Origin of the sequence: Tissierella sp., assembly GCF_032104385.1 — a bacterium.
Classification (GTDB): Bacteria; Bacillota; Clostridia; order Tissierellales; family Tissierellaceae; genus Tissierella.
The window spans coordinates 332,116-357,441 of the sequence record NZ_DAMCHJ010000001.1 but is presented as its reverse complement, the minus strand read 5'-3'; the positions used below and the strand labels follow the sequence as shown (position 1 = coordinate 357,441).

Sequence of the window (25,326 nt, the reverse complement as noted above, 5' to 3'; positions counted from 1 at the left end):
GAAACTGGGAGTAAATTGTTAATTCACAATTGAATGAAGGGGTGAATTCTATGAATGCAAATGAAAGAAGACAGGAAATATTAAATATTTTAAGTAAATCAGAGGAACCAGTTAAAGGAATAGATATATCAGAGCAACTAGATGTTAGTAGGCAGGTAATAGTTCAAGATATTGCAATATTACGGGCCAGAGGAGAAAATATACTTGCTACTCCTCAGGGATATTTAATAATTAAAATTCATGAAAAAAGAAAAACAACGAAGACCATAGTTTGCACCCATAAAAATAATAAAGAGTTGGAAGAAGAATTGAGAACAATCATCGATTTAGGTGGGAAGATTGTAGATGTAATAGTAGAGCATCCTTTGTACGGAGAAATAAGATCCCAATTACAAATAGGTTCTAGACATGATTTAAGTTTATTTATAGATAACTTAAAAGCAACTAAAGCAGAGCCCTTATCTTCTTTAACAGATGGTATTCATTTACATACTATAGAAGCAGATGATGAAAACACCTTAAGAAGAATAAAAGAGGCTCTTTTAGAAAAAAAATACTTGATAAAAGAGGATTAGGATGTTATATTTATAATTACAGGTGACAAGACAGCTGTAATTATAAGCGAGTGAGGAGATGATTGAAATAAAACAATCAAAAGGTGGCATACAAAACTATTTTGTTAAAGTATTAAATGGTATGGCTTGGGGACTTTTTTCATCTTTACTTATTGGACTAATAATTAAACAAATAGGAACATTATTTAGTATTCAAGAGCTTATTAACTTTGGATCCATAGCACAAAAATTAATGGGACCAGCAATAGGTGCGGGAGTAGCATATAGTGTAGGAGCTCCACCTTTAGGTATTTTTGCTTCAGTTGTAGTAGGAGCAATAGGTGCAGGAAGTATTAATTTTGAAGGTAGTACAGCAATTATAAACACAGGAGAGCCTGTGGGAGCTTTTATTGCAGCTTTAGTAGGAGCAGAATTTTCAAAGCTAATTAGTGGGAAAACTAAAGTTGATATAGTGTTAGTTCCATTAGCTACTATTATAATAGGTGGATTTGTTGGACAGTACATAGCTCCATATATGGCTATGATAATGAATTTTTTGGGAGAGATTATTAACAAGGCAACAGAAATGCATCCTATACCAATGGGAATAATAGTATCAGTAATAATGGGAATAGTTCTTACACTTCCCATAAGTTCAGCAGCTCTTGCCATATCCTTAGGATTATCAGGTCTTGCAGCAGGGGCAAGTACAGTAGGATGTGCAGCTAATATGATAGGATTTGCAGTAGCATCCTATAGGGAAAATGGATTTGGAGGGTTTATTGCTCAAGGTATAGGTACATCAATGTTACAAATATCAAATATAGTAAAAAATCCCTTGGTTTGGCTTCCAGCCATAGTTTCATCTGCTATATTAGGACCTATATCTACTTATATACTTAAAATGGAAGGTACTAAAATAGGTGCAGGAATGGGAACCAGCGGATTAGTAGGTCAATTTTCTACCATAGATGCAATGGGTGCTACACCTAAAACATTAATTTTAATTATTATGATGCATTTTATTTTACCTGGAATAATATCTTTTGGTATTTCAGAATGGATGCGAGAAAAGGGATTTATAAAATTAGGGGATATGAAATTATAAGGCTTAAAAATAAAAATCAATGTTTTAACATACGATTGGGGGGTATAAAAGAAATGGGAGCATAAGTCTTCCCATACAAAAGATAAAATATTATAAATAGCAAAAGATGAAAATATCCATTAAAAGTTTAAACTATTTAATGGATATTTTATTTTTACTCCTTGACAATTATAAATTTTATGCTATAATATCTATAATTAAATACCTAGCAGAGAAGGGAAATAGTAAATATCTAACTTTTTTAGAGAGTCAATGGATGGTGGAAATTGATAAGGTGAAATATTGAATCCAACCCTGAGCTAATAAATTTCGAGTGAGCCTTTTTGGCTAACTAGGGTGGCAACGCGGGAATACTCTCGTCCCTACTATTATGTGGGGATCGAGAGTTTTTTTATGACCTAACTTAGCCGAATGATAGGTCCTAACGGACACCACCGAATTATGCCCTACGGGGTAGAATAAGGTTGTGAGCTTTAGTAGGTCAAACGCAATGAGCACCAACCTTAATGTAGAATTTATCATTGGGAGTACCCGTTAGGGTCAAATCTATATGAGCGTAGCGAATAAATAGATTTGAGTTGCGAAACTTTGAAAAATTTAAGGAGGTTATATATATGTTAGATATTAGAAGAATTAGATCAAATTCAGATGAAGTAATAAAGGCTTTACAGAAAAGAAAAGGAGATTTTCCGATTAATAAAGTTCTTGAATTAGATGAGAAAAGAAGAGCTATTCTTGTAGAAGTGGAAGAAATGAAAGCAAAGCAAAACCTTGCATCAAAAGAAGTTCCCAAACTTAAAAAGGAGGGGAAAGATGCTTCCCATATATTTGCTGAAATGAAGGAGTTATCAGAAAAGGTAAAGGAATTGGATGTTAAAGTAAAGGAAATAGATGAAGAACTAAGGAATACTCTACTTCAAATACCAAATGCGCCCCATGAATCTGTAGTAGAAGGAAAAGATGATACTAATAATGTAGAAATAAGAAAATTTGGAGAACCAAAGAAATTTGAATTTGAAGCAAAAGCTCATTGGGATATAGGTACAGACTTAAATATACTAGATTTTGAAAATGCTACGAAGATTACAGGAGCTCGATTCACAGTATTTAGGGGATTAGGAGCAAGATTAGAAAGAGCTATTACGCAGTTTATGCTTAATTTACACACTGAGAATCATGGATACACTGAGATGGCAACTCCCTTTATGGTAAATAGGAATAGTATGATAGGTACAGGTCAACTACCAAAGTTTGAAGAAGATATGTTTCATTTACCTAGTAAAGACTATTTTCTTGTACCAACAGCTGAAGTTCCACTTACTAACTTAGAAAGAGATAATATATTAAGTGAAAAGAGTCTACCTATATATTATACAGCTTATACACCTTGTTTTAGACAAGAAGCAGGAGCAGCAGGTAGAGATACTAGAGGGCTTATAAGAAATCATCAGTTTGATAAAGTAGAATTAGTTAAATTTGTAGCTCCTGAAAGTTCATATGATGAGTTAGAGAAATTAACCAATAATGCGGAAGAAGTTCTGAAACAATTAGGATTGCCATATAGAGTAGTATCTCTTTGCAGTGGAGATTTAGGCTTTTCATCTGCAAAAACCTATGATATAGAAGTATGGATGCCATCCTATGGTAGATATGTAGAGATTTCAAGCTGTAGTAATTTCGAAGATTTCCAAGCTAGACGTGCAAATATTAGATATAGAAAGGAAGATACAGGAAAGGTTGAATTTGTCCATACTTTAAATGGTTCAGGTTTAGCAGTAGGCAGAACCTTTGCTGCCATACTTGAAAACTACCAAGAAGAAGATGGCACAGTAGTTATTCCAGAAGTGTTAAGACCATATATGGGCGGACTGGAGAAGCTAACACCAATTTCAAATTGTTAATTGTGAATTTAAAATTAAAGAGATATTTATAAAAATCAGGATGTTTTTTAAAATATCCTGATTTTTATTGATAATTTATTTGGATATAGTTAATATTAATATATGGGGAGGAGGAATATAGTGAAAAAGATTAAGCTATTTATAATTATATTGTTAATTATCGTACTATCTTTAGCAGGTTGTAAACAGGGGAAAACTATAAATGCAGATGCACTTATAGTTAAAAATCTTAATGGACTTGATGAGTCTAAAATAAATGAATATAGGATTGATGTAAATTTAGATACTGAAAATATGACATATAAGGGAAAGCAGACAGTATCCTATGTAAATAATACAGATATAGATTTAGAAGATATATATTTTCATCTATATCCAAATGCTTTTAAATCTTTAGAAAAAGCACCAATATTATTTAATATAGGTGATGAAATGAATCCTTCAAGCTATAAACCTGGATATATAGAAATTGAAAAGGTAAAGATAGGAGATAAGGATTTACAATGGATTATAGATGAAGATAAAGATACGATACTTAATATAAAACTTGAAAAACCGCTGGAAAGAGGTAAAAGAATAGATCTGTATCTGGAATACATGGTAAAGTTACCAACGACTAAGGATAGATTTGGATATCATGATAAAGGCATAAATTTAGGTAACTGGTATCCTATAGCTTGTGTATATGATAAAAATGGTTGGAATTTAGATCCCTACTATAAGGTTGGTGATCCTTTTTATAGTGAAGTTGCCAACTACAAAGTTTCTATAACAACTCCTAAAGAAATTATAGTAGCTGCCAGTGGGAAGATTATATCAGAAAGGGAAGATGGAGATAAAAAGACTTATAAGATTGAAGGACAGCTAATAAGAGATTTTGCTTGGGCTGCTAGTAAGGATTTCGTAGTCAAAGAAAAAAAGGTAGAAGATACTATAATTAAAGTTTATTCAATAAATAATGATTCTAAACTTATAAATGAAAGTCTAAAAATAGGAGAAAATTCCATTAAAATATTTAATAAGATTTTTGGTAAATATCCTTATGGATGGTATTCCATAGTTAATACAGAGTTTCCCTCAGGTATGGAGTATCCTGGTATAGTATTTATATCCAATGATTATTTTCATAAATATTTAATAGATATATTAGAGAAGGTAATAGTACATGAAACAGCTCATCAATGGTGGTATGGAATTGTAGGAAACAATCAAGTAGATGAAGCTTGGCTTGATGAAGGTTTAGCCACATATTCAGAGGTAATATATATAAATGAAATCCAAGGAAAGAAAGAAGCAAGAAAATATTATGATGAAAATATAAAATTAGGATATGAATATGCTGTACACTATCTAAGTGAGAATGATGTAGTAAATAAACCATTATCTGAATTTGCAGGATGGGAGGATTATGGTCCCTTAGTATATTCCAGGGCTGCAATGTTTATAGATAAGATAAAAGAGGATTTTGGTGAAGAAGTATTATATGATATATTGAATAATTACTATAATAAGTATAAATTTCGCATAGCTACAACAGAAGACTTTATTACATTATGTGAGGAAATAACTAATACATCTTTTAATGAGTTGATTAATGAATATTTAAATGGTAACTAAAGAAAATAAAAGCAGGGAATTTATAAATTCCCTGCTTTTATTTATCTTCTACAACCGAAATTAAAACCCCCACAGAATAGAATTACTAAAAGTAAAAAGAAGAATAATAGACTAGAATCGTCTCCACAACAACCTCTACGTTCACCCATTTTAATCCCCCTTATAAAAATGTATTAGGTATTCCAGCAAGATTTCTTGGAATATCTAATACATTATATAAATAAGGTAATATATTTGTTACAATATAATAGGAGGGATTTATTTGAAAAGGATATTATCTATATTGATAATGGTAATGATTATTATAACCAGTCCAATATCCTATGGAGAGGATATTGGGGTTAATAACCTTAATATAGAAAGGAATTTAAAATCATATATACTAGCAGATTTTGAAACTGGTGAGATATTGGAGGAATATAATATAGATGAGGTAGTTGAAATTGCAAGTATTTCAAAATTAATGTCTTATTTAGTAATTATGGATGAAATAACCAAAAAAAATCTTTCTTTAAATGATATTCTAACTATAGATGAGGATATTACCAAAATAAAGGGGTCTAGTTTTAACTTAAAAACAGGAGAAAGATTTACAGTAAAAGAGCTTTTAGAAGCCTCCATAGTAGTGTCTGGCAACGATGCTACATATGCATTAGCAAAATATGCTGGAGGAAGTGAAGACAATTTTGTAAAAAAGATGAATCAAAGAGCAAAAAAATTGGGACTTCAAAATGCAATATTTTATAATTCTACAGGACTTCCAATAAGGGGAAAGGATATGCAGAATAAAATGAGTACTAGGGAAATATTCAAGTTAACTCAGTATATAATAAGAAATTATCCAGAAGTTTTGGAAACAGCTAAAATTAAATCAATAGAAGTAATTAACAGGAATTATTTTCAAAGAAATACAAATCCATTACTTAATGAAATAAAAGAAATAGATGGCTTAAAAACAGGTTTCACAAATAAGGCAGGGTATTGCTATGTATCTACATTCAATATAAGAGGCGAAAATATAGAAACAAAGGATTTGCGTCTTATAGCTGTAGTAATGGGTGCTAAGTCATTAGAAAAAAGAAATGTATTAAGTAAGATTTTAGTTGAACATGGAATTAGCAATTATTCTAATAGAATATTTTTAAATGAAGCTATACCTCTACAAACTATAGAATTTCCAAAGGCAGATATAAAAGAAGTAGAAGTTTTTGCTGAAAAAGGATTTTCCAAATTAATAAAAAATGATGAAAATATTGGGGTCAACATAGATATTGATGAAGCTATAGGTCTGCCAATAAAGAAGAATACTAAAATAGGTAAGGCTACAGTGGAAAAAGAAGGAGAAGTAATTTTTGAGTCAGATATTTTGGTAAAGGAAGATGTGAATAAGGCTAAGTGGTATGTATTAATTGGTAGATTTTTTAATAGAATATTTAATGCAATAGGAGGATTTTTTACTGGAGAAAGGGTATAAGTTTAATCTTTGAATTATTGGTTTTAGAAATTTTTATTTTGGATGATTTATATATTATAGTTTGAAAATTACTTTTATGAGAAATACTTTAATATTTAGAACTTATAGTGTTATATACCACCACTATTTTATGATAGTGGTGGTATAATTTATGAAGTTTTATTTCCGTAAATCTGTATATTTATGGGAATTACACCTAGTACATTTAAAATATCAATAGAGATATATTTATTATAAAATAGTTCGATTTTAATATTTTTATAATAGGCTATATAATGATTATAGGCTAAAATTGTGAATTAAATATCAATAATTATTTTGCATTTAGGAAGGAGATTTAATTGAGAAAAGAAGAAATGACTCCAAGAGAAAGAATGAATGCTTTTGCTAAGGGAGAGGAAATTGATCGTGTAATCTGTGTTCCAGATATGGGAGCTACGATGGTTCCTTTTATTGGTGTAAAAGTAAGTGATTATTATCACTCAGCAGAACTTATGTCAGAATTAGAAATAGCTTTATTTGAAAGATTCCAACATGATAGTGTGGGAATATCTACAAGTCTTAGAGGGGTTGCTGAGGCAATGGGGGCTAAGGTAGCTTATCCTGATTACAACATTTCTTATTTATTAGAGCCAGCTATTAAATCAGTAGATGAAATAGAATCTCTTAAGGTTGCCAATCCATTAAAGGATGGCATTTTACCAATTTTGATTAAGGCCATAAAACTTACAAGAGATGCTCTTATAGATAAAGTAGATGTAAGTGCTGCTATGTCAGGACCTTTTAGTGTGGCTGCGTCTGTTGTAGGAACAGAGAATTTACTAAAATGGATGATAAAATGTCCTAAAAAGGTTCATACATTAATGGAAATAGTAGCAGAATCTAATAATAGATATATAGAGGAGGTGGCAAAGTTAGGTATATCCATTGGTTTTGCTGATCCAGTTTCATCTACAAGCCTTATAAGTCCAAAACAATTTAGAGAATTTTCCTTACCAGCTCTCCAAAAAAATGTAGATAAGATAAGGGAAAAGACTGGAAGTGCTCCAGGTATCCATATATGTGGGACAAGTAAAGAAATTTGGGAAGATGTTGTTAATACTGGTATTTCTAATTTTAGTATAGATAATGTAGAGGACTTAGAAGAAGCTAAAGAAATAATGGGAGATAGAGTCATAATTATGGGAAATGTTCCGCCTGTTGATGTAATTTATGCTGGGAATAGGGAGTCTATTTTTAAATCCGTTAAAGAATGTATTAGAAAAGGATATGATTCAAAAATGGGTTATATTTTAAGTACAGGATGTCAAATTCCAATGCATACGCCTATGGAGAACATTGAGATATTTATGGAAGCAGGCAGGAAATATGGGAAATATCCAATTGATTTAGAGTTATTAATGAAAAATTAATTTAAATAAAGGAGATATTAAAATGGAGAAGTTAAATGAAAAAAAGGGGAATTGGGCAGCTTTATTGCCTTTTCTTATCTTTGTACTTGTATATTTAATTTCAGATATTATATATTTATTAGCAGGAGGTTTTTCTACAGTTTTTAGTGCTATGGGTGGTGTTGAATCTATAGTAAATTTAGGACTTACTTTAATACCAGCTAAATTTATTACAGTAGGAGTATTTATAATAGCTGCATTTATTTCTATTTCAACAAGTATATTCAGGATTTACAGGAATGATTGATATCTTTTTATTACTTTATTAACTGGTGGTTTGGTTAATATGGTATCTAATGGTGAAGGATTTGATTGGCTATTGTATAGAATAAATAAAAGAGTAAAAGGCAAAAAAATCTGCCGAATTAGGTATAAGTGCATTAGTATCTCTTATAGATGCCTACTGCTAACAATACGGTTTCTATAATTGTAAGTGGTAAATTAGCAAAGGAAATTTCCAAAGAATATAATGTGGATCCAAGGAAAACAGCTTCATTTTTAGATGCCTTCAAGAAATCCTTGGGACTTTGTAAATAATAAACCAGTAAAGGAAATATGAAGAAACAATATAAAACATAGAATGTAAAAATAATGAGGTTATGTCTTTAATAGGATATAGTTTTATTATTTTATTATATTTCTATACAAATTATGAGAAAATTTATTATAGGGAAATTCACGATAACTACTATTAATATAGCAGAGTAAGTAAATAATTTTAACAATATATGGAAAGGAATAAAGAAGTATTAGATAAATTAGAGGATATACTCATAGGTTAAGTTTAAAGAATTCTAATTTGACATTACTATTAAAATAGTGTAAACTATATTGGTAAACTATGCACTCGTAGCTCAGTAGGATAGAGCGGCGCCCTCCTAAGGCGTAGGCCGGGGGTTCGATTCCTCTCGAGTGCACCAAGGTGATAATAATGGATATTTTATATATGAGAGAAGCTTTAAGAGAAGCTAAGAAAGCTTATAGCACCTACGAAGTTCCAGTAGGTGCTATTGTTGTTTACAATGGTGAGATAATAGGCAGAGGGTATAATCAACGGGAAACTTTGAAGGATCCGACAGCCCATGCTGAAATACTTGCTATCAAGGAGGCGAGCAAGTATCTTGATGCTTGGAGATTGATTAATTGCACTATGTATGTAACTTTAGAACCATGTGCCATGTGTGCCGGAGCTATAGTCAATTCCAGGATCCATAGGTTGGTTATTGGAACTAGAGATCCTAAAAGAGGCTGTTGCGGTACCATAGAAGATTTAACAAATCATCCTAAGTTTAATCATAGGTTAGAAGTGGAATTTGGGGTATTGGAAGATCAATGCAGTAGTATAATTTCAGACTTTTTTAAGGAGCTTAGGGAAGATAAATGATACCTTAAATAAAAAATTCAAGACCTTATTAATCTTGAATTTTTTTATTTATCATCACTATTGAATTATTTCTTATAATACAAAGATATGTAACTCTAAAGGACTACTAATCAAGTCCTGCTAAATATATTAATGGAGCTGGCGAGAGGAATTGAACCCCCAACCTACTGATTACAAGTCAGTTGCTCTGCCGATTGAGCTACGCCAGCATAATGGTGACCCCACCGGGATTCGAACCCGGGTTACCGCCGTGAAAGGGCGATGTCTTAACCGCTTGACCATGGGGCCATACTTGAATCAAAAAACAACCTTTTTAATTATACTACGGTTTATTAGATTTGTCAATGAAAAGAATAAATATCTTTAGACGCTTATCTCTTGCCATAGGCTATATAAGTAAGAATGAAAAAGAATCAATTAAAAGAAAAATTTATGATACTTAATAAAGATTATATGTTATAATATTAAAGTGATTAGTCAAGGAGAGGTGTCCGAGAGGTTGAAGGTGGCGGTCTCGAAAACCGTTGTGCAAGTAAACTTGCACCGTGGGTTCAAATCCCACTCTCTCCGCCAGAAATATTGTATTTTTAGGATTACAGTACTATTTGTTAAATCTCATTGTTTTTTACTCTTATAATTAGATCTTCAACCTTTTTCTTTATTATATCCCTAGTTTCTCTATAATCTTTTATAGGTCCCCCAGATGGATCTGTTAGACCCCAATCCTCATTATTACTATTGGAAACAAAAGGGCAAACTACATTACACCCCATAGTTATAAGAATATCTACTTCTTCAGGTATATCAGATAATAGCTTAGGATAATGATAACTCATATCTACTCCTGCTTCTTCCATTACTCTTACTGCTAATGGTTTTACTTCAGGATAATTTTCAGTTCCTGCTGAATATACATCTAATACATCACTACCTAATCTTTTTGTCCAACCCTCTGCCATTTGAGAACGACATGAATTATGAACACATATAAAGGCAACTTTCTTTTTCATTTAACATTCCTCCAATAAAGATTATTTAGCTTTATTAAACCATCCTCTAGTACTATTTTCTATCCTTACAAGAGTAAGCATTACTGGAACTTCCACTTAGAATTGCTAACGGTATAGAGACATTAGCATATTCAAACTTACTTAAAAATTCAGGTATATCTGGAAGATAGATTCCTATGCTATAACCATTTCACCTTTCATAATAATATTTATTTACAACCACATTTACTTATATCCTTACATATACAGTCTTCAGTATCAGTTATAATATTCATTAAAAATAAAATAATTTTGTTGCATTCTATTAAATTTAATGAATAATAACTCCATAGACCATCTTTTCTAAGGGTTACTAAATTAGAATCCATTAGAACCTTCATATGATGTGAAAGTGTAGGTTGAGAAAAATCGAAATGCTCTAATATATCACAGGCGCACATCTCGCCGCAAGATAATATATCAAGTATTTGAAGTCTATTCGGATCCGATAATGCTTTAATAATTTTTGAGTTTTCTTCATAATTGAGTTTCATTTAGTCACCTCCTATATAGGTGATCACCTATATAGGAAATTATATGCACTTACTTAAATATTGTCAATGAGGTGGATAAATACAATTATAATAATTTTTGATAGACAATTATCTATATATTAAATTAATCTATATCTTAATAATTGTTAGGAAAAACAAAAACCAACCCAGGAATTGATTTTTACAGGATTGTTTTGTCTGCTTGTATTTTTTTAGATACTAATTCAATATATTTTTTATTTTTTATGACTTAAAAGCTTAGAAAGGGACATTTGACTTATAAATAAACGTTAGGTACAATCGAATAGAAAAATAATAATTTAACAAGGAGATGGTTTTAATGAAAAGCAAAAAATGTTTTTTACTATTACTAGTTTTTGTTTTAACATTTTCAATGGCAGCTTGTAATAGTCAACAAACCGCTAAAAATCCTGCTGAAAATGAAAAAGAAGTAAAGGTATCTAAATTTAGAGGTAAGTATATCGTAGATGCAAATTATGTAAAAGAACATTATAAAGATGATAATTTTATCTTACTTGATGCTAGAGGAGAAGAAGCAGCAAAAAAAGGTACTATAGAAGGAGCGATAACAACTAAATGGCAAAATCTATCTAATATTGAGAGCGCAAAAAAAGGAGATTATGACTGGGGAATAATTCTTGATCCAGAATCATTATCTAAAAAACTTGGTGAGTTAGGATTATCGAAAGATAAGGAAATAATTATGTTTGCAGAAGGACCTAAGGGTTGGGGGGAAGATGGTAGAATTCTATGGACACTTAGAGCAGCAGGTTATGAAAATATCAAGATGGTTGATGGTGGCTTAAAAGCTTTACAGGACGTTGGCTTACCTAAATCCAAAGATGTTAAAAAGCTTAAGCCAGTAGAAGTAAAAGTAGATAAATTAGACTATGAACATGTTATTAATACTAAAGAATTGGAGGACTCATATAAAGCTTATGTGATTGTTGATGTTCGTGAAGATAAAGAATTTAACGGTGAAGTTCTTTATGGGGAAGCGAAAGGTGGACGTTTACCTGGGGCGATTCAAGTAAGATTTACAGATTTATTTGATTCAGATGGATATTTAAAATCTAATGAAGAGATCACTTCATTATTTGAAAATGCAGATATTAAAAAGACAGATAAAGTAATTACGTATTGTACATCCGGAATTAGATCAGCTTATTCACAATTAATATTGGAAATGTTAGACTACGAAGTTACAAAAAATTATGAGGGTTCTTATAATACATGGTGTGTTCACAATGAAGTAGAGAAATAATTATATGGTATTATAGATGAAAAGTGTGATAAGAATTAATAAAAAATATTTATATCTGAGTATCTTATTATTAACAGTATTATTATATATTGCATACAAGCCATTTAAATCTATTATTAGCGAAATTGCTTTGTTATTTACATCAAATAGTTCAGAATCAATAGTAGGATACTTAAATTCTTATGATATCATTAGACCAATAGTTTCTATTGGCTTAATGATATTGCAGGCGTTAATTATTCCATTTAAGTATGAAATTATGATTTTTGCTAACATAAAAGTATTTGGGGCATTAATTGGGATTATTTTAAGTCTTATAGGTAGGATTATTGGTGCTTATGTATGCTTTGATATTGGTAAAACATTAATATCTAATGGAATAAATTTATTGATGAAAAAGATAAATATAAATAATGATATAATAATTAATGATATAAGAAATAGTAGCTTAGTGCATATATTTGTTAGGATTTTACCATTGAATTTTGACCTTATCAGTTATATAATGGGGATTTTGCAACTAGATTTAAAAAAATATATGATAAATTCTATTATTTGGATTACTATTACAACTATAGCCTATTCATTAAAGAAAGGTTATTATAGCTATAGTTATGAGATTGGAATTATATTTATAAGACTTGCCTTGTCAGTCGTTGTATTTGCTATTGCTACAAAGAAACACTATAAAAAGTATTAGGAGGAAGAAAATGAATAAAATAAAAAAGTCCGGAATTATAAAATTTTTAGTTTTAATTGTAGTTATACTATCATTTGTCTTTATTAAACCGTTAAATGATGGTTTGAAAAATATGATTTCTGCATTTAAAGATGTGGAATCTGTAAAGGAATATATCAGGTCATTTGGAGCATGGGCTGTAGGGATTTCATTTATAATGATGATATTACAAGCTATTGCTGCTCCAATACCAGCATTTTTTATAACTTTTGCAAATGCAGCTATTTGGGGATGGTGGAAAGGGGCCATACTTTCATGGTCTAGTGCTATGGCTGGTGCTGCTGTATGCTTTGGGATCTCAAGGATTTATGGTAGAGGAGTTGCCGAGAAATTTGCTAGTAAAATGGCTCTTAATGATGTAGAAGTTTTTTTTGAGAAATATGGAAAGAATACCATACTTATAGCAAGACTTTTACCATTTGTACCCTTTGACCCTATTAGTTATGCAGCGGGACTCACATCTATGGGATTTGGAGGATTTATTCTAGCTACTGGTATTGGTCAGTTACCAGCAACTATTGTTTATTCATATGCTTCGGCTAAATCATCTGACCCATCTACTTTTGTAAAGGGGTTATTGCTATTATTTGGAATTAGTGCATTAGTATATACCATAAGAAAGATTTGGGTTGAAAAGCAGAAAAAGGACGATAATATCAATTTGTAAATTAAAACAGATTTCCTTTAAACATAAAAAGGAAATCTGTTTTAATTTATATAATTATTGACAAAAGTAATGAGGAGGAGTAATATAAAATCATAGACATATACCCATATAGGCATATAGGTATATAATAATCTTTAAGGAGGAATTTATTATGGAAAATAAAACAAAATTATATTTGCTTACAGGTTTTTTAGGTGCAGGGAAAACTACTTTCTTAACTAATGTTCTTAATGATTTAGAAGGTAAGAAAGTAGCAGTTATAATGAATGAATTTGGTAAGGTAGGAATAGACGGAACCATAATTCAAAAAGAAGGTATGGAGCTTGTAGAAATAAATAGAGGTTCAATATTTTGCTCTTGTTTACAACTTTCTTTTGTATCTGCTTTAACAGAAATGGCAGATAGAAATATGGAATATGTTATTGTTGAAAGTTCAGGTCTTGCTGACCCATCTAATATAGGGGAATTCTTAGAAGCTGTGAAGGTTGCAAAAGGTGATGTGTATGATTATAGTGGGGCTATTTGTATAGTAGATGGTTTGAATTTCTTGGAGCAAGTAAAAGATATAGAAACGGTAGAAAGGCAGCTTAAATTTGCCCATCTAGTGATTTTATCTAAGGTAGACTTGATAGATGATAGTAAGCTTAATGAAGTTAAAGCAAAGATTAGAGAGATAAATGAAAGAGTAGATATTGTAGAATCTATAAATGGAAAGATAGACTATAACTTTTTAGAAAATGATCTATTAGAAGAAGATTGGCTTGGTGTAGAAGACACTACTAATACTCCTGAAAACAAACCAAAGACTCTAACTTTAACCTATGAAGGAGAAGTAACAAAAGAAAAACTTACTCAGTTTCTAGATATTATAAAGAAAGATAGTTATAGAATAAAAGGATTCTTTAAGTTAGAAGATGGATGGAATCAAGTAGATGTAGTAAATAAAACTATAGACTATAAGCCAACAGACAAGGGTGAAAATACATCTGAATTAGTAATCATATCTAAAATAGGACCACAGATAATTAGGTGTATATTCAATACTTGGGAAGAAGTAGTAGGAGAAGAAATGAAGTTAAGATAGAGAAAGGAATGACTATATGGATAAATTATTGAATTATTTTAAATTGCTTTCTGATGAAACAAGGCTTAGAATAATGGTGCTTTTATTTCACAATGAGTTTTGTGTATGCCAGATTTGTGGAATTACTGGTATATCTCAACCTAATGTTTCAAAACACCTTGCTAGACTTAGAGATATAGGTTTAGTAAAAGATAAAAGAAAGGAGCAATATACTTTCTATTCTTTAAATATAGAAGATAGGTTGCTGGAAAATATATTACAGGAGATAGTAGACAATATAGGAGAATATCCAATCTTAAAATTGGATATAGAGAAAAGTAAAGCAGCAGCAAAATATATTGAATTGACAAATATGAATAAGCAAAGATAAAAAAGGATCATAGGTAAAGGAGAATATAAAATGATAATAAAAGTATTAGGTGCTGGTTGTTCAAAATGTGATGAAGTAGAAAAAAATTTAAAAATTGCTATTGAAGAATTGAAAATTGATGCTCAAATAGAAAAGGTAGAGGATTTAATAGAGATTGTTAAATATGGTGTTATGACAACACCTACTCTAGTAATAGATGGACAAATTAAAGCCATGGGTAAAGTCCCATCAGTAAAGGAGATTAAAAAATTATTGACTGAACAATAATATTTCACTAAAAGATAAAATTGAAAGACCTAGTAGAGGAGGATTAATCTTTACTAGGCCTTTTAAATTCAAAAATGTTTTTCTATCAACTAGGTAATTAAATAAATAAATATGCAAAGATATTAAAAGTATATCCTATGATAATAATTCCTAAAGATACAATACCAACAAAAATCCATAAAAGTTTTCTCTTAACTACTTTTGAAAGCATGATTATCGAAGGAAGTGAAAGGGCTGTTACTCCCATCATAAAAGACAAAGCTGTTCCTAAACCTACTCCTTTCATTACTAGTGCTTCTGCAATAGGTAATGTGCCGAATATATCTGCGTACATTGGTATACTTATAAATGTAGCTACTAAAACAGAGTACCATTTGTCTTGACCTAGTATTGCTGATATTATTTTTTCTGGAATATAGTTATGAATAGCTGCACCAATTCCAACACCAATTAGGATATATAACCATACCTTTTTTACAATATCTAATACTTGCTCTTTTGCGAAATCGACTCTATCTTTAGATGTTAGCTTTTCTTGATCCATTTCAAGTACTGGATTGTTAAAAACAAAAGGCTCTACATATTTTTCTAGCTTTAGATTACTAATGAGGGTTCCACCAACTACAGCAAGAACTACACCAACTACAACATATGCTATAGCTATTTTCCAATTAAATATACTAGCTAATAAAATAACAGATGCCAAATCTACCAGGGGTGATGAAATTAAAAAAGAAAAAGTAGTTCCAATTGGTAGTCCCGCACTAGTAAATCCAATGAACAATGGTATAGAAGAACAGGAGCAAAATGGTGTAACTGTACCAAGTAAAGCAGCAAAGGTATTAGCTGTAATTCCCCTATATCGACCTAGTATTTTTCTAGTTCTTTCTGGTGGGAAGAAAGATTGAATATAAGAGATTCCAAAAATTAATACTGAAAGTAAAATAAATATCTTAATTACATCATAGATAAAGAAATGAATACTTCCGCCTAACCTACTGTCTATGCTTAGGCCAAAGATGTTTTCCACAAGAAGCTTAATTAAATTAAAAAGCCATTCCATTTTAAGTAATTGTGCATTTAACCATTTTAAAATAATCATAGATATCACCATCCTTAAATATTATTTGGTTTGTTGCTAGATTTCTCTATATGCTCATCTATATCCTTAAATAATTCCTTTAATAATTCTAATGAATCCTTATTAATGGAATATTTCATCCATATACCATCCTTTCTTCCATTAACAAGTCCGGATTCACATAATGTTTTCATATGATAAGAAAGAGTAGGCTGTGTAATGTGGAATTCTTCCAATAGATTACAGGCACATAGTTCTCCTTGAGAGAGCATGTGAAATATTTGAATTCTTGTTTCATCTCCCAATGCCTTTAAAAGCAATGCATAATCTGTATAAGATTTAATCATGTTTTCACTTCCCTTCTTTATTTACAACATATAGATATTTATCTATATGTTCATTATATTACTACATATAGATAAATGTCAATGTATTAAAAAGATTTAATAATATAAAAGATATCTATCTATAGATAAAATCTATAGATAAACTTAATTTCATTTAAATTATTGTATATGTTAAAATTTAATCGGTGTTAATATCTGAAAGTAATCTTTTCATTGTTCAAATGGGGAGGTGTCATAAATGAAAATATCATCTCAAACTATGAAAATAATAAGTAAAGAAGAAGAAAAATGTATTGGCTGTAAGGCTTGTATGAAAGGCTGTCCTATGTTAGATAAGTTTTGTAATTCTCCAAAAAATCTACTAAAGGAATTATTAGATAATGAAAGATTTGAATATACCCTACCCTACTCATGTATGCTATGTGGATATTGCACTAAAGTATGTCCAAAGGAAGTAGATTTAAAGAGCTTATTTCTAGATATGAGAAGAGATGTAGTTAAAGAAAATAATGGTAAATTACCTAAGGAGCTCAATGGTGGTGGAGTAGAACTACATCAAAACCTAAGCTTTTCTAAATTGTTTACATCTGATATTCAAAATCTACAATCAGATACTATATTTTTCCCAGGATGTGGGCTTCTTTCTTATAGTCCAAAAATAGTAGAAAATACATATGAATATCTTAGAAGTAAAATAGATGGCATAGGAATATATACCAAATGCTGTGGTAAGCCTACAGCTTTCATGGGAAAAGATGAGAAGTTTAGAGAATACTATTCTATACTTGAAAGAGAATTTAAAAATAAAAATGTTAAAAGGATAATCACTGGATGTCAAAATTGTTTTATGACCATAGGAAATAATAGCAAGGATATTGAAGTAATTTCTCTATGGGAAGTACTGGCTAATGTAGGAATTCCAAATGGCAGAAAAGGTATTGGTAAAACCATAGAACTAGAGTTTACCATACATGATCCATGTCCAACTAGGGATGTAGATATAATCCATAGTTCTATTAGAAATATAGTAGATGATTTAGGATTTAAAACTGAAGAAATGAAGTATAACAAGGGAAGAACTCTTTGCTGCGGCTCTGGTGGCATGGTGTCCGTTACCCAAAGTAAAATAGCCAATTCCCATACTAGGAGAAGGGCTCAGGAGGCAAAAACAGAATATATTATTACCTATTGTCAAGAGTGTGTAGAGTCTATGCGTAGAGGTGGCAAGAAATCTTACCATATATTGGATTTACTATTCAATGAGGATTTTCAGCATATGGATCAGAAGAACCAAGGATTAGTTATAAAGTGGGTTAATAGGTATAGAGGAAAGAATATGGGGAAGTGAGAATATGAAGGATAAAAATTCTTTATTAAAATTCATATTAACAACTGGATTAATAATAGCTATAGCTTTATTAATCAATAAATTTAATATTTTTAAAGGCTATGGACCAAAAGAGATTAAGGAGTTTATTCAAGGTAAAGGTGTAATGGCTCCAATGATTTATGTGGCTTTATTATCTTCTCTACCTTTATTATTATTTCCAGATTCTGTATTAGTAATTGCAGGTGGTATGATATTTGGATTGTTTTGGGGAACTGTACTTACTACAGTAGGCTCATTAATTGGAGCAGCAATATCATTCTATATATCTAGGAAACTAGGTCAGCAAGTAGTAAAGAAACTTATAAAGAAGGATTTAGTTTTATTTGATAAAAAGAACAGTGGATTTTTTCTAATTTTGATGTTGAGATTAATTCCCTTATTTCCTTTTAAGATAGTTAGTTATAGTGCAGGATTATCAGATGTAAGGTTCAAAGATTTTGCATTAGCTACAACTATTGGTTCATTACCAGGAATAATAGTATATACAAACCTTGGAGATAAGACTACAGTATTTGGAAGTAAAGATTTTTATCTTTCCATAGGATTACTAATAGGATTGTTTATAATTTCTTTTATAATGAAAAAGATATTTCAAGAAAAAGGAGAGAAGATTAATGAATAGGAAAATATTATTACTTATATTATCAGGACTCTTAATATTTAACTTAGTTGGATGTAGTACAAATAAAGCTGAACAAGGAGTAGTGGAACAGGAACAAGTTAATGAAGTAAATGTACTTGATAAGGATTTTGAAGAGCTGCTTGAATCTGCAAGAGGAACTACTGTTACTTTTTATGGATGGGGCGGTAGTCAACAAACTAACTCATGGATAGATGGCTATCTATCAGAAAATGTAAAAAAAGACTATGATATTACAGTAAAAAGAGTTGGAATGAATATAGATGAAATACTTAATAGTCTTTTAAATGAAAAACAATTAAATGTAGAAAATGGAAATATAGATGTAGTATGGATTAATGGAGAAAATTTTTTTACTGCTAAGAAAAACAATTTATTATTTGGACCTTTTAGTGATAAATTACCAAATTTCAATCAATACATAGATAAGGATTCACCAGATGTAAAATATGATTTTGGTTATCCAGTTGAAGGATATGAAGCACCCTATGGCAAAGCTCAAATGGTAATGGTATATGATAGTGAAAAGATAGACAAGACTCCAGTAGTTCATAAGGAATTATTAGAATGGGCAAAGAAAAATCCAGGGAAATTTACTTATCCAGCATTACCGGATTTTACAGGCTCTGCATTTGTTAGAAATATAATATGTGATATTGTAGGATATGAGCAATTTATGAATATGGAAGCAGATGAAGAAACTGTAAGAAAGGCTATAGAACCAGCTATTGAATATTTAAAGGAGCTAAAGCCTTATCTATGGAAAGAAGGTAAGACTTATCCAGGAGATGCACCACTTCTTGACAATATGTATGCAGACGGAGAAGTATGGATGACTATGAGTTATAATCCAAATGCAGCATCAGGAAAAATTGTAACAGGAGAATACAAAGACTCAACTAGAACTTTTGTATTTGACAAAGGGACAATAGGTAATACTCATTTTCTAGCTATACCATTTAATGCTCCAAATAAGGCAGGGGCTATGGCATTGATTAATTATATATTAAATGTAGAATCTCAAGCTACAAAATATGAGCCAGCAACATGGGGAGATTTACCAGTATTAGACAATGATAAATTGAGTCAAGAGGAAAAAGCTCGATTTGAATCTATAGAATTAGGTATTGCAACTTTACCACAAGATATATTATTAGAACATAGAATTCCAGAAATGCCAGCAGATTTAGTTCCAATAATTGAGAAAATATGGATAGAAGAAATACCAGGTGAAGGTGAGTAATTTGAGAGAAAAATTAAAACCATATTTATTGCTATCTCCAATATTATTTATATTAATTACCATTTTTGTTTCAGGAATAATAATGGGATTTATACAAAGTTTAGGATATTTTAAGGCGATTGGTTTAACTAAAATTACATTGAAATATTATAAAGAGGTACTGACCAGTAAAAGATTTTTGGAATCTTTAGGCTTTAGTCTTTATACTTCCTTTATTTCATCTATTATAGCAATAATTTGTGGTGTTTTACTTTCCTATGCAATTCTTCAAGTAAAAGGAAAAAAAGAGATAATAGAATCTATATACAGAGTACCTATAATAGTACCCCATATAGTTTCTGTACTTCTTATATATAATATTTTATCCCAAACTGGGATAATTCCACGAATTTTATATGAAACTGGCTTACTTACTGAAGGGAGCCAGTTTCCCTCTATTCTATATGAGAAAAATGGCATAGGTATAATAATAACATACTTATGGAAGGAAATACCTTTTGTCACCCTTACAACATATACTATATTGGGAAAAATTAGCAATAAATTATCCTATGCAGCAGCCAATTTAGGAGCAAACAAAATGCAAGTGTTTTTTTATGTGCTTTTACCTCTTATTATGCCTTCAGTTTTTTCATCCTTTATTATTATCTTTGCATTTTCCTTTGGAGCATATGAAGTACCATTACTACTAGGACCAACACAACCTAAGGCTCTTCCTGTACAGGCTTTTATTGAATATAATAATCCAATACTTGCAAATAGACCCTATGCCATGGTATATAATATACTAATTACTATAATAGCTTTGATTCTTACAGGGCTTTATTATAAGACCTTTGAAAAAATATATAAATACGATAGGTGATGAGATGGAGGATAAAACGAAATTGAGATATAAAATAATAGTAGGACTATTTCTAAGTTTTTTATTATTGCCTTTGATAGTTATATTTATATGGAGTTTTGCAAAGAATTGGCCATGGCCAAAATTATTTCCAGAGAACTTTGGGTTAAGAGGATGGATATATTTTTTTACCCCGTCATCTAATAGTATACCTATTTTGTTATTTAGTATATTTCTATCTCTTACAGTTACGATAATTGCTTTGATGATAACCATACCTGCAGCAAAAGCATTGGCTCTTTATAAGTTTAAGGGGAAAAGATTAATAGAGTTATTAATATTTGCACCAGTTATAGTACCTACTGTAACAGTTGCTATGGGTATACATCTTCAATTTATTAAACTGGGACTTGCTAATACCTTTTTAGGAGTAGTGCTGATACATATTATACCTTGTATTCCATATGGCGTTAGAATACTTAAGAGTGTTTTTGAAATAATAGGTGAAGAAATGGAAGAACAGGCTAAAGTATTAGGGGCTAATGGTTTCCAAGTATTTTATCATATAACTTTTCCCATGCTCCTTCCTGGAATAATTTCTGCTGGTAGCATGGTCTTTATAGTATCCTTTAGCCAATATTTTCTTACATTTCTAATAGGGGGAGGACGTATAATAACTTTTTCAATGCTGATGTTTCCTTATATTCAAAGTGGTGATAGGATGATGGGTTCTGTTTATAGTATAGTGTTTATACTTACTACTTTAATATTTTTAATTATCCTAGAAAAGATTACAAAAAAATTTTATAAGGCTCAGTTAAAGGGGTATAGATATGTCTAAAATTATCTTGAAAAATATAGAAAAATCCTTTAATAAAATAAAGGTCTTAAATAATATTAATTTTGAAGTAGAAGAAGGGAAAGTAGTTTCATTACTTGGATCTTCTGGCTGTGGTAAAACTACTACCTTAAAGATAATAGCAGGATTAATTAAACCTGATAGTGGAGAAATACTTCTTGGAGAAGATAATATAACAAATAGTCCTGTGGAAAAGAGGGGGACAGTAATGGTTTTTCAAGATTATCTATTATTTCCTCATTTAAATGTGGAAGAGAATATAGGGTTCGGTCTTAAAATGTCAAGGGTATCAAAGAAGGATATAGGTATTCAAGTAGAAAAGATGCTAGAACTAGTACAACTAAAGGGATATAATAAAAAATATCCAAATGAACTTTCAGGAGGACAACAGCAGAGGGTAGCATTAGCAAGAGCCTTAGCCATAGAGCCAAAGGTACTTTTACTTGATGAGCCTTTCTCTAGTTTAGATACAAAACTTAGGGAGGATATGAGAGAATTTACTTTAGAAATACAAAGAAAGCTAAATATAACAACGATTTTAGTTACCCATGATAAGGAAGAAGCTTTAATGTCATCTGATAAAATAGCTATTATGCTAAATGGAGAGATTAAACAATTTGGTACTCCAGAAGAATTATATGAAAGACCAAATTCAATAGAAGTGGCAGATTTCTTTGGTGATAAAAACTATATTTGCTGTAAGATAACAAATGGTATATTTGTTTCTGATCTACTTAGTTTCTCCATAGAAATGGAAGATTTAGAAAACTCAAAGGCAATGATAAAACCAGAGGATATCAAAATTTATCCAAAAGGAACAACTGAACTAGAAGGAATAATATTATCTAGGAAATATGCAGGAGAAAGAGTTTATTATACAATCTTAGTGAGAGGAATGGAGTTAAAGGTAATATCTCAAACCTCTAAAATATATAAAGTAGGGGACAAGATATCAATAGATATAGACATTGAAGGTATAAAGATATTTAAAGGGAAGTGAAACCATGATATCCATAATAGTACCTGTGTTGAATGAAGAAAAGACTATAAAGGAAAACTTAGAAAATTTAATTAAGTTAAATGGAGATAAAGAAATAATAGTAGTAGACGGTGGAAGTACTGATAAAACTGTGAATATTGCAAAAGAATATGCTATAGTCATAAATAGTCCAAAGGGTAGAGCAAGACAGATGAATACAGGTGCAAAGATGGCAAAAGGTGAGATATTATGGTTTATTCATTCGGATTCTAAACTAGATGAAAATAGTATAGTAGAAATAGAAAAGACTATAGAAAAAGGATATATAGGGGGATGTTTTAAGCTATATTTCTATGATCTACATACAAGATTTATGAAATATGTAGCAAATTCATCTAATGGAAGAGCTAGATATCTAAAATTGATATTTGGTGATCAAGGCATATTTATGAGAAAAGATATATTTGAAAAATTAAATGGATATAAGGATATGGAACTTATGGAGGATTGGGAATTTTCCTGTAGAATTCATAAACTTGGAAAGATGAAGGTTCTAGATAAGAAAATAGGAACTTCGGCTAGAAGATTTAAAAAAGGTGGGCAACTAAGGACATTGCTGTTGATGCATAAAATAAAGATACTATATATATTAGGTACCCCAACAGATAAATTAGCGAAAATATATAAGCAGGTGAGATAATGAATAATGCATTAATACTTATGACAAGGATTCCCATAGCAGGACAAACTAAAACAAGATTAATGGATATTATGTCTGGAGATGAATGTGCCAGGCTACATATGGCTTTTTTAAAGGATTTATTTAATACATTTGAATCATTAAAAAAAGATATGGATATATATCTTACATATACTCCTGAAAATTCATTAGACATTATAGAGGATATAATTCCTAATGATATTAAGACTTTTTCTCAAAGGGGAGAAGATTTAGGGAATAAGATGTCTAATGCAATAAATGATATATTATTATTAGGATATGAGAAAGTAATATTAATAGGTTCAGATATACCCCATATTAGGTATAGAGATATACTTCATGCCTTTCATATACTTGGTAAAAATGATATAGTCTTAGGACCATCCTATGATGGAGGATATTATTTAATTGGAATGAAAAAACCAAATGAGGTTTTATTCAATATAGGAAAAAGATGGGGAGGAAAGTCAGTCCTAGAATCTACCATAGATGTGGCTAATAATCAAAGCTTATCTATAGGACTTGCTGCTAAATATATGGATATAGATACAAAAGAAGATTTATTTACATTTATGAATATTTATGAAAATCAAGAAGTCGCTTTAAAAACAGTAGAATTTATTAAAGATTGGAGGGAAAAGTTTGCTAAGGAACAAATTGATAGAACAGATAAAACAATATATTAATAATAATAGGAAAACAATACTAAAGGAACTTAATTTAACCGGAGATTTTGAAGTGAAATTTCTAGCTCAAGGTGAATATAATATTAATTTTATAATAGAGTCTTTTCCCAATAAATATGTGTTTAGAGTAAATACTGGAAGTCAATTGCAGATTGATAATCAAATAGGGTATGAATTTAACTCTTTAAAATACCTAGAAAGCTCATCTGTAACTCCCAAGGTGTTTTTTGTAGATAGCTCAAAGATGTTTTTTGATTATGGGATACTTATTATGGAGTTCTTAGAAGGAGTACCTCTTGATTATGGAAAGGATTTAAATAAGGCGGCAAAGATATTTTCTAAGATTCATTCCTTAGAGATTAAGCCAGATAATCATTTTATAATAGAGGAAAATATATTCAGTGCTCGGATAAATGAGGGAGAACGGCTTCTTGCCAATATATGGGACAGTACCATAGTAGATAAAAAAATTAAATCTTTCTTTTATCAGTTTCTAGATTGGGCAAAGATTAACAAAGATAAAGAAAAATATTTTATAGATAATCCCTGGTATGTAATAAATAATACGGAAGTCAATTCACATAATTTTATTATAGGAGAAGAAAACTCTTATTTAATAGATTGGGAGAAGCCAGTTATTAGTGACCCTGCTCAAGATTTAACTCAGTTTCTTTCGCCTACTACTACATTGTGGAAAACAAATTATATATTAAGTAATGGTGAGAAAGAAGAATTTTTTAGAAACTATATTAATGGATTAAAGGGTGAGGATAAGGATATTAGAGATAGAGTACATCTATATACACCTTATCTATATCTAAGGGCACTAGGGTGGTGTGCCTATGCTTATGTGGAATATCATGACCCTAAGAAAGAAATAAAAAATAGGGATACCTTTGAGAAGATAAAGGAGTATTTGAATATAGATTTTATGGAGGAACTATTGAAGTCATATAATATCATAAGAGTAAATAATTCATATTATTAAAAAAAACAATAGTAATTAAGTTGCTATTGTTTTTTTTAATAATACTTTAATATATTATATTCATAGATTATTATATGTATATCATTGACAATATTAGACAATCT

Annotated in this window: 28 protein-coding genes and 4 tRNA genes; 26 read left to right on the top strand and 6 right to left on the bottom strand. The window is 30.3% G+C overall.

Annotated features, from left to right (window positions below):
- Positions 1–50: 50 nt before the first annotated feature.
- The 10 genes from RT714_RS01715 (at position 51) to tadA (ending at position 9,489) form a co-directional block, all read left to right on the top strand.
- Positions 51–575, top strand: a complete 525-nt coding sequence (locus tag RT714_RS01715; protein ID WP_313755879.1) for a transcription repressor NadR — start codon at positions 51–53, stop codon at positions 573–575.
- A 58-nt stretch (positions 576–633) separates the two neighbouring features.
- Positions 634–1,662 (top strand): PTS sugar transporter subunit IIC, encoded by a 1,029-nt coding sequence (locus tag RT714_RS01710; RefSeq protein ID WP_313755878.1) that lies wholly within the window; start codon positions 634–636, stop codon positions 1,660–1,662.
- 614 nt (positions 1,663–2,276) lie between these two features.
- Entirely contained in the window at positions 2,277–3,563 is a 1,287-nt protein-coding gene (gene serS / locus RT714_RS01705; protein WP_313755877.1) for a serine--tRNA ligase, read from the top strand.
- A 120-nt stretch (positions 3,564–3,683) separates the two neighbouring features.
- Entirely contained in the window at positions 3,684–5,180 is a 1,497-nt protein-coding gene (locus tag RT714_RS01700; RefSeq protein WP_313755876.1) for a M1 family metallopeptidase, read from the top strand.
- A 262-nt stretch (positions 5,181–5,442) separates the two neighbouring features.
- Positions 5,443–6,654: a D-alanyl-D-alanine carboxypeptidase family protein gene (locus RT714_RS01695; protein WP_313755875.1), complete on the top strand. Its 1,212-nt coding sequence runs from the start codon at positions 5,443–5,445 to the stop codon at positions 6,652–6,654.
- Between the two features lie 341 nt (positions 6,655–6,995).
- Positions 6,996–8,066 (top strand): uroporphyrinogen decarboxylase family protein, encoded by a 1,071-nt coding sequence (locus RT714_RS01690; protein ID WP_313755874.1) that lies wholly within the window; start codon positions 6,996–6,998, stop codon positions 8,064–8,066.
- Positions 8,067–8,088: 22 nt separating this feature from the next.
- On the top strand, positions 8,089–8,352 hold the full coding sequence (locus RT714_RS01685) for a hypothetical protein (RefSeq protein ID WP_313755873.1): 264 nt from the start codon (positions 8,089–8,091) through the stop codon (positions 8,350–8,352).
- A 149-nt stretch (positions 8,353–8,501) separates the two neighbouring features.
- Positions 8,502–8,642 carry a hypothetical protein gene (locus RT714_RS01680; RefSeq protein WP_313755872.1) on the top strand — a complete coding sequence of 47 codons (141 nt, stop codon included), beginning with the start codon at positions 8,502–8,504 and terminating at the stop codon, positions 8,640–8,642.
- Between the two features lie 306 nt (positions 8,643–8,948).
- A tRNA-Arg gene (locus RT714_RS01675) sits at positions 8,949–9,025 on the top strand.
- Positions 9,026–9,036: 11 nt separating this feature from the next.
- Complete coding sequence (gene tadA / locus RT714_RS01670; RefSeq protein WP_313755871.1) at positions 9,037–9,489, top strand: tRNA adenosine(34) deaminase TadA; 453 nt, start codon at positions 9,037–9,039, stop codon at positions 9,487–9,489.
- Between the two features lie 133 nt (positions 9,490–9,622).
- Here tadA and RT714_RS01665 read toward each other — a convergent pair.
- Both RT714_RS01665 and RT714_RS01660 read right to left on the bottom strand, forming a co-directional pair.
- Positions 9,623–9,698, bottom strand: a tRNA-Thr gene (locus tag RT714_RS01665).
- A gap of 4 nt (positions 9,699–9,702) precedes the next feature.
- Positions 9,703–9,777, bottom strand: a tRNA-Glu gene (locus tag RT714_RS01660).
- Between the two features lie 193 nt (positions 9,778–9,970).
- Here RT714_RS01660 and RT714_RS01655 point away from each other — a divergent pair.
- A tRNA-Ser gene (locus RT714_RS01655) sits at positions 9,971–10,062 on the top strand.
- A gap of 35 nt (positions 10,063–10,097) precedes the next feature.
- Here the strand turns inward: RT714_RS01655 and RT714_RS01650 are convergent.
- Both RT714_RS01650 and RT714_RS01645 read right to left on the bottom strand, forming a co-directional pair.
- Positions 10,098–10,499 (bottom strand): arsenate reductase ArsC, encoded by a 402-nt coding sequence (locus tag RT714_RS01650; RefSeq protein WP_313755870.1) that lies wholly within the window; start codon positions 10,497–10,499, stop codon positions 10,098–10,100.
- 209 nt (positions 10,500–10,708) lie between these two features.
- Complete coding sequence (locus RT714_RS01645) at positions 10,709–11,032, bottom strand: metalloregulator ArsR/SmtB family transcription factor (RefSeq protein ID WP_313755869.1); 324 nt, start codon at positions 11,030–11,032, stop codon at positions 10,709–10,711.
- 340 nt (positions 11,033–11,372) lie between these two features.
- On the opposite strand from RT714_RS01645, the gene RT714_RS01640 reads away from it, so the two are divergent.
- From RT714_RS01640 to RT714_RS01615, 6 genes are all read left to right on the top strand, one after another.
- Positions 11,373–12,317, top strand: a complete 945-nt coding sequence (locus RT714_RS01640; RefSeq protein WP_313755868.1) for a rhodanese-like domain-containing protein — start codon at positions 11,373–11,375, stop codon at positions 12,315–12,317.
- 16 nt (positions 12,318–12,333) lie between these two features.
- Positions 12,334–13,017 carry a VTT domain-containing protein gene (locus tag RT714_RS01635; RefSeq protein WP_313755867.1) on the top strand — a complete coding sequence of 228 codons (684 nt, stop codon included), beginning with the start codon at positions 12,334–12,336 and terminating at the stop codon, positions 13,015–13,017.
- Positions 13,018–13,027: 10 nt separating this feature from the next.
- Positions 13,028–13,723 (top strand): TVP38/TMEM64 family protein, encoded by a 696-nt coding sequence (locus RT714_RS01630; RefSeq protein ID WP_313755866.1) that lies wholly within the window; start codon positions 13,028–13,030, stop codon positions 13,721–13,723.
- A 151-nt stretch (positions 13,724–13,874) separates the two neighbouring features.
- On the top strand, positions 13,875–14,807 hold the full coding sequence (locus RT714_RS01625) for a GTP-binding protein (RefSeq protein WP_313755865.1): 933 nt from the start codon (positions 13,875–13,877) through the stop codon (positions 14,805–14,807).
- A 16-nt stretch (positions 14,808–14,823) separates the two neighbouring features.
- Entirely contained in the window at positions 14,824–15,177 is a 354-nt protein-coding gene (locus RT714_RS01620; RefSeq protein ID WP_313755864.1) for a metalloregulator ArsR/SmtB family transcription factor, read from the top strand.
- A gap of 30 nt (positions 15,178–15,207) precedes the next feature.
- Complete coding sequence (locus tag RT714_RS01615; protein WP_313755863.1) at positions 15,208–15,444, top strand: thioredoxin family protein; 237 nt, start codon at positions 15,208–15,210, stop codon at positions 15,442–15,444.
- A gap of 97 nt (positions 15,445–15,541) precedes the next feature.
- On the opposite strand, the gene RT714_RS01610 is transcribed toward RT714_RS01615, so the two are convergent.
- Both RT714_RS01610 and RT714_RS01605 read right to left on the bottom strand, forming a co-directional pair.
- Complete coding sequence (locus RT714_RS01610; protein ID WP_313755862.1) at positions 15,542–16,546, bottom strand: permease; 1,005 nt, start codon at positions 16,544–16,546, stop codon at positions 15,542–15,544.
- 14 nt (positions 16,547–16,560) lie between these two features.
- The gene (locus RT714_RS01605) at positions 16,561–16,872 is read right to left on the bottom strand and encodes a metalloregulator ArsR/SmtB family transcription factor (protein ID WP_313755861.1); all 312 of its coding nucleotides are present in this window, start codon (positions 16,870–16,872) and stop codon (positions 16,561–16,563) included.
- Between the two features lie 238 nt (positions 16,873–17,110).
- Between RT714_RS01605 and RT714_RS01600 the strand changes: the two genes are divergently transcribed.
- Genes RT714_RS01600 through RT714_RS01560 form a run of 9 tightly spaced genes read left to right on the top strand, consistent with a single transcriptional unit; the run spans position 17,111 to position 25,222 of the window.
- On the top strand, positions 17,111–18,220 hold the full coding sequence (locus RT714_RS01600) for a (Fe-S)-binding protein (protein WP_313755860.1): 1,110 nt from the start codon (positions 17,111–17,113) through the stop codon (positions 18,218–18,220).
- 4 nt (positions 18,221–18,224) lie between these two features.
- Complete coding sequence (locus tag RT714_RS01595) at positions 18,225–18,884, top strand: TVP38/TMEM64 family protein (RefSeq protein WP_313755859.1); 660 nt, start codon at positions 18,225–18,227, stop codon at positions 18,882–18,884.
- The gene (locus tag RT714_RS01590) at positions 18,877–20,145 is read left to right on the top strand and encodes an ABC transporter substrate-binding protein (protein WP_313755858.1); all 1,269 of its coding nucleotides are present in this window, start codon (positions 18,877–18,879) and stop codon (positions 20,143–20,145) included. The genes RT714_RS01595 and RT714_RS01590 overlap by 8 nt, the downstream gene beginning before the upstream one ends.
- A 1-nt stretch (position 20,146) precedes the next feature.
- Positions 20,147–21,010, top strand: a complete 864-nt coding sequence (locus RT714_RS01585; RefSeq protein WP_313755857.1) for an ABC transporter permease subunit — start codon at positions 20,147–20,149, stop codon at positions 21,008–21,010.
- 22 nt (positions 21,011–21,032) lie between these two features.
- Positions 21,033–21,830: an ABC transporter permease subunit gene (locus tag RT714_RS01580; RefSeq protein WP_313755856.1), complete on the top strand. Its 798-nt coding sequence runs from the start codon at positions 21,033–21,035 to the stop codon at positions 21,828–21,830.
- On the top strand, positions 21,823–22,848 hold the full coding sequence (locus tag RT714_RS01575; RefSeq protein ID WP_313755855.1) for an ABC transporter ATP-binding protein: 1,026 nt from the start codon (positions 21,823–21,825) through the stop codon (positions 22,846–22,848). Before RT714_RS01580 ends, RT714_RS01575 begins: the two co-directional genes overlap by 8 nt.
- A 4-nt stretch (positions 22,849–22,852) precedes the next feature.
- Complete coding sequence (locus tag RT714_RS01570; protein WP_313755854.1) at positions 22,853–23,527, top strand: TIGR04283 family arsenosugar biosynthesis glycosyltransferase; 675 nt, start codon at positions 22,853–22,855, stop codon at positions 23,525–23,527.
- Positions 23,527–24,234, top strand: coding sequence for a TIGR04282 family arsenosugar biosynthesis glycosyltransferase (locus tag RT714_RS01565; protein ID WP_313755853.1), 708 nt, complete (start codon positions 23,527–23,529; stop codon positions 24,232–24,234). Before RT714_RS01570 ends, RT714_RS01565 begins: the two co-directional genes overlap by 1 nt.
- Positions 24,191–25,222 (top strand): phosphotransferase, encoded by a 1,032-nt coding sequence (locus tag RT714_RS01560; protein WP_313755852.1) that lies wholly within the window; start codon positions 24,191–24,193, stop codon positions 25,220–25,222. The genes RT714_RS01565 and RT714_RS01560 overlap by 44 nt, the downstream gene beginning before the upstream one ends.
- Positions 25,223–25,326 lie beyond the last annotated feature (104 nt).